Source organism: Deltaproteobacteria bacterium (assembly GCA_029860075.1).
Classification (GTDB): Bacteria; Desulfobacterota; JADFVX01; order JADFVX01; family JADFVX01; genus JAOUBX01.
In genome coordinates this window covers 1-2,386 of record JAOUBX010000165.1, presented here as the reverse complement: position 1 = coordinate 2,386, position 2,386 = coordinate 1, and the positions used below count along the sequence as shown (strand labels likewise).

The 2,386-nt window shown below is 51.8% G+C and carries 1 protein-coding gene; it reads right to left on the bottom strand.

The genetic code is table 11. The annotated features are described in order from the left end of the window. Positions 1-2,386 (bottom strand): hypothetical protein (locus tag OEV42_21545; protein ID MDH3976854.1); only part of this gene is annotated, 2,386 nt, incomplete at both ends.

Sequence of the window (2,386 nt, the reverse complement as noted above, 5' to 3'; positions counted from 1 at the left end):
TGTCCGTCTTTATAAGCCCCGCAAGATCAGTCGCAGTCAGAACATCAACCACATTGAGACCCACCATGCTACCCACCCTGGTGTCATAATCATAGAGATAGAAGGGTGAATCAGAAACATGAGCACCTGTCGTCATTCTTACACGGGCAATGCCGTCGGGTCCGGTCGTGACAGTCAGTATGCTTGCCGATGCGCCGAGGGGATTCCCCTTGTCGTCTTCAGCAATGATCGTACCCACCCCTTCGATAACAACGAAAGTAACAGGCACCCCCTTGACGCCCTTCCCTTTCGCATCGAGGGCCATCACATCAAAGGATGTATCGAGTAGCTCACCGGCTTCTTTTTTCTGGTAGTCCCCTAATGCTCTGTTAAGACGAACCAGCCTCCTTACCGACCGGGGATCGGGATTAATACCCGGCGAGAAAGGCAGGCTTAGATAGTTCTTAATATCCTGCTCGATCCAATCCTGTTTGTTAACGGCCGTCATCCCTCCGGCAATCATGCCCGTCAGCATCCAGCCCGACTCGCCTGTTTGAATATTTTCCTTTAGCCAGCCCGTGCCGAGCCAATCCATGTAACTGATTTCGGAATGGGGAATGCGGATTTCGAATTGCTGATTGACGGCGTTGGTTATTTCTTCCTTAATGTAGTCGTCATAGAGGAGTGTGGGGAGGGTGGTGTCTATGTTGGTGCTGTTAACAGTAATGACTTCCGTTGCATGCTGGAATAATTTTGCCGTCGATATGGAATCGACCTGGAAATCCTCTTCAAATATCCTGTTTTCAAGAATGGAGCCCTCTAAAGCGGCAAGGCGCATGAATTGTTTTTCATTTGAAATCCCCCCTGCCCCCCCTTTTTCTAAGGGGGGAAGTGATGGTATTACTTCGATGGCACGGAAATCGGCATCCATAAAGACACCTGTCCATTCGAAACCGTGGGGTGTATCAAAGAGATAAGCCACATCAATGGCGCCGCCGAGGGTGACGACGGAAGGTAGCGGTCTGGCGATAGCGAGGTTTAGAAGGGAAGCGAGTTCTTCTTCCGCTTCGGACCAGCGGTTGGTGTAGTTTTTGGCTTCTTCAAAAAGCAGAATTTCGGCGCTTTTTTCTTTGTGCACCTTCGTGATCGACCTGGTTCCTATCCCTATAACCGACAAATTGCCTGCAATATGGGTGTTGGTGATTTTTTCCACTATATTCGAACCGGCGCCGCGCAATTCGACCGTCACCTCATAATCACTCCCCATGGCGAGGCCGCCCGTAGCAACGGCAATGCGTTCGCCGTCGATGGTGAGCACGGGCCTTAGACGCACCAGATAGGCAGGTGTATTGTCGAGGCCGCCCCAGGCATTGATGATCTCCTGGTCGTCGATGGTTTCGGGCTCGTAGGTAAGGGCAATGCCTTTCCCGGCCACTTTGATCGTATCGAGGGTAATATCGAGGATATTTTCACCGATACCCACTTTTGCACTAAATCTGACCTTCTGCTTAAGCTCAGCGGGAAGTTTGGCAGATTCCCCGGTGACGGCAATGGCCTTAAACTGGAGACCTGCCGGAATAATGTTGAGGATTTCAGGCCTTTGGGCCCTCTTTTTCAAATAGTCAAAAGACTGAAGACCGAGGGAGGCCATCTTCGATCTGAGGTACTCAAGGGGTGTTTCACCTTGTACGGCAGAAAGGTATTCGTCTCTTAAGGCTGTCAGTTCATAGCCGGCGGAGGTGAAATCTTCCGTCAGGCTCCTCACCGCATTGACCTCATAACCGGCGGCCTTGATGAAGGTATCGAGACCGAGCCAGGTCTTGCCGTGACCGTCGATGACGGCGCCGCGGTAGTTGGAATAGGGAATGTAGCTATCCACCCAGACATGGGAGAAGCGGTAATTAACCATCTTACCACCTGCAATGACCGGCTCGTAGGGAATGCCCGCTTTTTGCAGGAAGCGGGCAATATTCATGGGTTCATCAATGCCGGTCAGGTTTTTGGCCTGTTCCATGCCGCCGAAAAACTCAATAGTTCCCGTCACATAACGGCTGGGAAATCCCGACGCCCGAAGGAGCGCCACCAAAAGCGCAGCCTGATCGCAGTCGTTACCGCTTTTCTGGCGGGCCGTCTCTTCGGCCCCTTTCATGCAGCCGTAGTACCATTCAGAATGAACGTTGTTTTTTACATATTCATATATCTCGACGGGATTCCAGTTGAGTGATTCGGCGAGGTCAGTCATTTCTTTGCTGATTGGCGCCTCTTCACTTGCTGCCAGGTCTTCAGGCAGAGAACCCACACTTCCCCCCCTGTAGGCGGGAGTAACATTAATATTGCTTACGGGCAAAAGGGCGGGAAGGTTAAGATGGCGGTAGGGAAGCGCACCGTGAATGGGGCGGCGCTTTTT